Raw genomic sequence first — 5360 nt, forward strand, 5'->3', positions numbered from 1 at the left:
GATCAGGCTGAATAGCAGCAGCGCCCATCGAGAGTAAGCGGAATTGACCCAGGAGGTCTTGCGCTTTTTTGAGTTCAGTTTTGAGCAGATCCCGCTCTGCTTGGAGTGGGAGGAGTTGGTCAAGCTGAGCTTGGAGAGAGGAGCGATCGTTTTGAGTTTGTTCGAGCTGTCCCCGCAGGGCTTCCACTTCAGCAGCGAGGAGTCGTCGGGATTCCTGTTCATGCTGAGCCTGAGAGAGCTGCTGCTGGGTGGAGTGAAGCTGAGTGGTGATGACTGCGAGCTGCTGACGGAGGTTAGACATTTCCTGAGTGAGAGTTTGGATCGCTTGGGTTAACTCTTCACCCGCAACCGGAGAATCAGTCGAGTGCAACGGAGCCGAGAAATCGGATTCAGCACTGGCGAGGGTGTGGAGGAGTTGGTGGAGGAGTGCTTGATAGCCCTGACCCTTGCCCTTGGGTCGTTCGAGTCCAAGATTTTCAGCCGCCGCCGCGAGGTCAGAGAGGTTGACTGCCAGATCCTTGAGTTTGGGTTTACTAGGTTTCGGCTTCTGGCGTTGCTGCCGGGAATGCTGGGCAGGAGCCGGAGCAGAATCTTCCGCTGCTGGTTTTTGAGTGTGGATTAGTTCCTCAAGCTGATGAGCTACTGCATTAACGGCATCAGGGGTAGGAGTCATGGTGGGTTCCTCAGAGTCGTCAGAGTCCTCAAGATTGTGCTGGGAGTCAAGCTGTTGATTGGCGTGGATCTGCTGCTGGATCTGAGCCTGCGTTGGCGCAGGAAGTGGGGGATTCGCCATGAGCTTGATGCCGGATGCGGTGATGGGATTGCCCTGGTCATCGACCAGGCGGTAGCCGAAGTAGGGGCAAGGGTAGCGAAGATACCGTTGGCGAATTCACTAGAGAAAAATCTAGGCAATTTTAGGCTTCAGCTCCATAAATCGAGACTGCCGAGTTTGTGCTTGGGGAACTCCTGATAGCCAAGCTCCTAAACGAATCCAATTGAGGGCAATCGCAGTGAGAATGTGCTGAAGATGCGTCTTCGCTAATCCCACATAACGAGATTGCTGCAAGCCTAACCGCCGCACTCCTTGCGATAAAGTGCCTTCCACACCTGCTCGTTGTTGATACAATTTCTTGAACTCTAGTGTTTCTTGAAACTGCCGTCGTTGCTGTAAAGTCTCGTATTTTGCCTGCGGCTGTAAGGTAATTCTGCGAGCGAATTTTGAATGGGTACATTGCTTTCTTACTCGACAGTGACGACAATCCGATTGGGAAAAATGGACATGAACGACAGGCAATCCTCGGTTGTCAATCTTCGATCGCCAGATGATGCTTTGATGCCCTTTCGGGCAAGTTACTACTTGGTTGTCCCAATCAACTTGAAACTGTTCAGATGAAAACTTTGCATTCTTCTGATTCTGCCAACTTGGATTACCCCGAACAGGTCCAATCAGGTTCACGTCATAGTTGTTCTCACTGTTAACGATGTGTTCAGAGGTGATATACCCAGCATCCATCAGGTGTTCCTCAGGCAGCAATTGTTGTTGAGATAAGGTCTGATGGATCTCATCAACCACTGCATCGTCTGTTCGGGTCGATAAAGTTGTACAGACTCCAGTGATAAAGTGGGGACAGTCTTGATCGCAGGCTTCAGTGATGTGAACTTTGTACCCAACCCAATTCACACTCCGCTTTGAACTGTAATGGGCTTCGACATCATACGGAGAATGAATTGCAAGGGTTGAGGGAGGCATGTCTTTGGGTGTTCGCCATTGGACTTCTCCTGCTTCAGTGGGTGCATAAAACTGCTGGAGCTATACCTGCCGGAGCGTTTCTACTGCTGGTACCTGGCGTAACCACACTGGAGTGGAGGATTGGTAAACGGCATCTAATAGGGCAAATCCGTCCTTACCAATCGTGCGCCCCAATTCTTCTCGTTCGCTGTCTAGTTTAGGTAATCGATAGTTCTCAGTGCGGCGACTATAACGCTCAAACCATTCGACTTCTAGGTGGTTCTGGAGCCAGTCTGGAGCTACAACCGTCAAGCTATTGAGTGCAGCACGAAACGTCTCTCCTAATGTCTCTAATCGATTCAAGCTGCGAATGGCACCAAGAACATGAGTCGAATCCGTTCGTTGCCGTTTATGTCCCTTAAGCAGTTTCTTTTCGCGTAATTGTTCCAACAATTTGTCTAGCAGCAATTGTTCGGCATTACCTGCGATTAATCGATCGCGGAACTCACTGAGAACTGAGTAATCAAATCCTGGATCACTCAGGGGTAAGCTGAGGGCATACTTCCAGTCAATGCGAGCCCGAACGGCATCTGCGGCTTGACGGTCAGACAGATTCTCAATGAACTGCATCACGCAAACTAAAGCTAATTGCCAGGGAGCTTGAGCTGGTTGTCCTCTTCTTGAGAAGAGGGAGGCAAAGATTTCGTCGTGGTAGATGCTGCCGAGGGTGTCGCGAATCTGGAGGTAGAGGTTGCCTTTAGGAAAGGCGGCTCGTGCAACTGCTGCGGTGTCTTCTGGAACGGGAGGAATGGGTTGGGGCTGCATGGACATAATGCACCTCTGTTAAGCCATGTACCGTTACCCTTATCTTACGGGAGACCTGTTGCCTTGATTTTTCTTCGATGAATTCGCCAACGGTATCTTTGCTTCCCACACGCCTATAAACAGCTCATGTCAAACGATCGCCTCTTAGGGAAAGGGCAAGCATAGCGCAGCCCTGTAGCGAGCAAGCAGCAGCGTAGCTGATGCCACTGAAACCCCTAAAACAGTAGAGACTGAGCGACTTGGGGCGATCGTTGATGACTGAAGTTTGTTGATCGTTTTGAGTCCTGCTGATGTGGGGCATTGATGGCTTAGGGCATTAATGGATTAGGGCATTGCAGTGGGAAAAACCCTGCCCCGGCAGAAGGGTGGAGCAAAGCGCAGCCCTCATCCTCACACGGCGGCAGCCGTAGTGAATCGAAATTCCTCTCAATTCCGCTCCCACTAACCCTTTCAACTTTATCCCCTCAACCTTATTGCTCATCCCGTGGGCAGATCGCGGTCAATAGCACGGCACGCGACCACTAGAAATCGACCATATTCGTCCTCGCGCTCATGGCGGGAACAATTCGATTCACAATCAGCAGCTTCTCCATCGACATTGCCACGACCTGAAAACACTCCAGGATAGACAAGTTAAGGACGTTCAATTCATCCTTAATTCTGAACATCCCTGGTGAGGTCTGTCTGGCAACCACCCTTTCACTGAGGAGCCGGATAACTTGAGAGGGTTACGTCCGGTTCTGGAGCCGAGCAGGAGGGGCAACTCTCCTGCTTAAATTAACACCTATGCCAGAAATTTATACGGACATAACTATCTTTTCCGACCTCGTTAGACGTCTTTCATTTAATTTATTTCTTCCCTCAATCTGTTCTGACTATTGCCCTCGTTCAAAATTTGCTATTTCCAAGGAACAGATTGACCCAAATGAGTTTGCAGTTGATGATATAAATGGGAGGTTTGCATGGTTTATCTGTAGGAGTGATAACTTTACAGTAACCCCAAAGCACCCTTTCACTAGGGGCTGTACTTCCCTTCAACTTTTGTCAATCAATTATCTCGGAGGTTTTAGGAATGAACAGTTCACAGCAGTTAGTTCAGTGCCCAAAATGTCATTGTTCAGTAAGATTTGATCGTCTGGAAAATCATTTGAAAAAAGTTCATTGTCAAGAACTTGATGTGAATAACGAGGAAAATTTAGAAGAATTTGCTGAATCTTTAGAATGTTTGACAAGGGATAAATTCCAGGAGGTTATAAGTTTGATCAACTTCTGGCTAAGAAGCAAAAAAGACTATCTTTACAATACTAATAACGTTAGGATCTTAACTATTATGGCTCTTGAAAACTTCATGGGCTATAGCTTTGATGAAATCAATAAACTTTATAGTAATAGGATTCAGAGAAAACTTTACGAAACAGGAGCTAAACGTCTTGAAGTTTTATATGAAGAAATGATTGATTGCTTATACAAAACTTCAACTCATTATAGTAAGCATTACATTGATCGAAAAAACAGAAAAAAATATTACTTTGAGAATGGTGGATTTAATGGCTATGTAGATTGGTATGCTTGCAACAGTGTAGATCGAATGGATGGAAGCAAGTATATTGGATACCACCGACGTGAATACGATGACAGCCGCTTTGGTTCCTTGCCAATACATGATGACTACAGCGAAGAATCATGGGCAGACGATAATCCTTGGGAATAGAGTTTATTATTACAGTAAAAACAGATTGAGACACCACTTAATCGGGTCGAGGAGAGCATTTAACTTTCCCTTCCCACACCATTCATCAGGCGAGTCCACAATAAGCGGTTCATGAAGACGCGCAAACAATATTGATGACTCAAGCGTATCCTTGAACTTTCATCCAAACCTGCTGAATCAATCACAATCCCTATTGTGCCAACTCACCCCAGAGATCTCAGCCTTCAATGACGTTTCTGTTCGTTGGCTCGCAGGTTTGCCGCTAGCTTCCTTCAGATCCCTCCTCGCGGAAGTGCCCTTGCCTTAAGCTAGGAGTTGTCGTCACTCGGCTCCAAGAACTTTCGAGCATTTGGACGCTGGTTCTCCTCCAGGGGACTTTCACCTCACTAGTTCACGCCCATGCCAGGCGTATACTACATGGCAGCGGACGGTTAAAAGTCATTTGTGAAGCTTCTAGGTTTACTAGCCGCCGCTGCATTTTGCCGTTAGACAGCAGCCCTACCTGGGTATTTTATGTATGTAAGTTAAAATTCTCACTAGATATGGTTGCGCCTTATTCCCCTAGATCACAGACTGAGTTTGTGAAGTATTGTCATCTTTACGATCCTTTTGTGCCGATCAATAATCCTCGTGTAGTTAGCGAATTCGCAGATGAGTTTGATGAATTTGGAGAAAGCATTTATGGAGAAATTTTTTCAGAAGATATAGAGGTAGATGATGATGAAATTAAAATTTATTGGAGATGTGAGTCTCACCTAGAATCAGACAAGGGTTTGAGATCATCAAAAAACAGAACGTTAGCGTCAGAAATACAGAATGAACTACTAGAAGTTAGGGGCTATATCTATTACGAACTACACGACTGTAGTTTTCAGTGGGCTGTAGTTAGATATTGGATGAACAGGGAAGGCGAAATTTACCGTAAGTTTTTTGGAGTTGGAGCAACGCTTGGTGATGCAGATCAAGTAGCTATCAAAGAATACAGCAACTATATCCAAGAACGAGATCAAACTATTCGTTTTATTTTTGAGCAAGGTGTACCATTAAGCACTGACGATTTTATTGATCTTGGAAAGAGATACAATCTGGAATTTG

The 5360-nt window shown here is 46.5% G+C and carries 4 protein-coding genes and 1 pseudogene; 3 read left to right on the forward strand and 2 right to left on the reverse strand.

The features are described 5' to 3' along the window. Both H6F80_RS28110 and H6F80_RS28115 read right to left on the reverse strand, forming a co-directional pair. Window positions 1–793 (reverse strand): coiled-coil domain-containing protein (locus H6F80_RS28110; RefSeq protein ID WP_190794820.1); only part of this gene is annotated, 793 nt, incomplete at its 3' end. 111 nt (window positions 794–904) lie between these two features. Beyond that, window positions 905–2560: pseudogene (locus H6F80_RS28115) on the reverse strand (IS1182 family transposase). A 530-nt stretch (window positions 2561–3090) separates the two neighbouring features. Here H6F80_RS28115 and H6F80_RS31005 point away from each other — a divergent pair. From H6F80_RS31005 to H6F80_RS28130, 3 genes are all read left to right on the forward strand, one after another. Beyond that, window positions 3091–3231 (forward strand): HNH endonuclease, encoded by a 141-nt coding sequence (locus H6F80_RS31005; RefSeq protein ID WP_347277938.1) that lies wholly within the window; start codon window positions 3091–3093, stop codon window positions 3229–3231. Between the two features lie 395 nt (window positions 3232–3626). After that, window positions 3627–4265 carry a hypothetical protein gene (locus H6F80_RS28125; protein WP_190794821.1) on the forward strand — a complete coding sequence of 213 codons (639 nt, stop codon included), beginning with the start codon at window positions 3627–3629 and terminating at the stop codon, window positions 4263–4265. Window positions 4266–4807: 542 nt separating this feature from the next. Then, window positions 4808–5360, forward strand: a 553-nt coding sequence (locus H6F80_RS28130; protein WP_190794822.1) for a hypothetical protein, incomplete at its 3' end; no start/stop codon positions are given.

The sequence above is a fragment of the Leptolyngbya sp. FACHB-711 genome (genome assembly GCF_014695615.1).
Classification (GTDB): domain Bacteria; phylum Cyanobacteriota; class Cyanobacteriia; order Elainellales; family Elainellaceae; genus Leptolyngbya_A.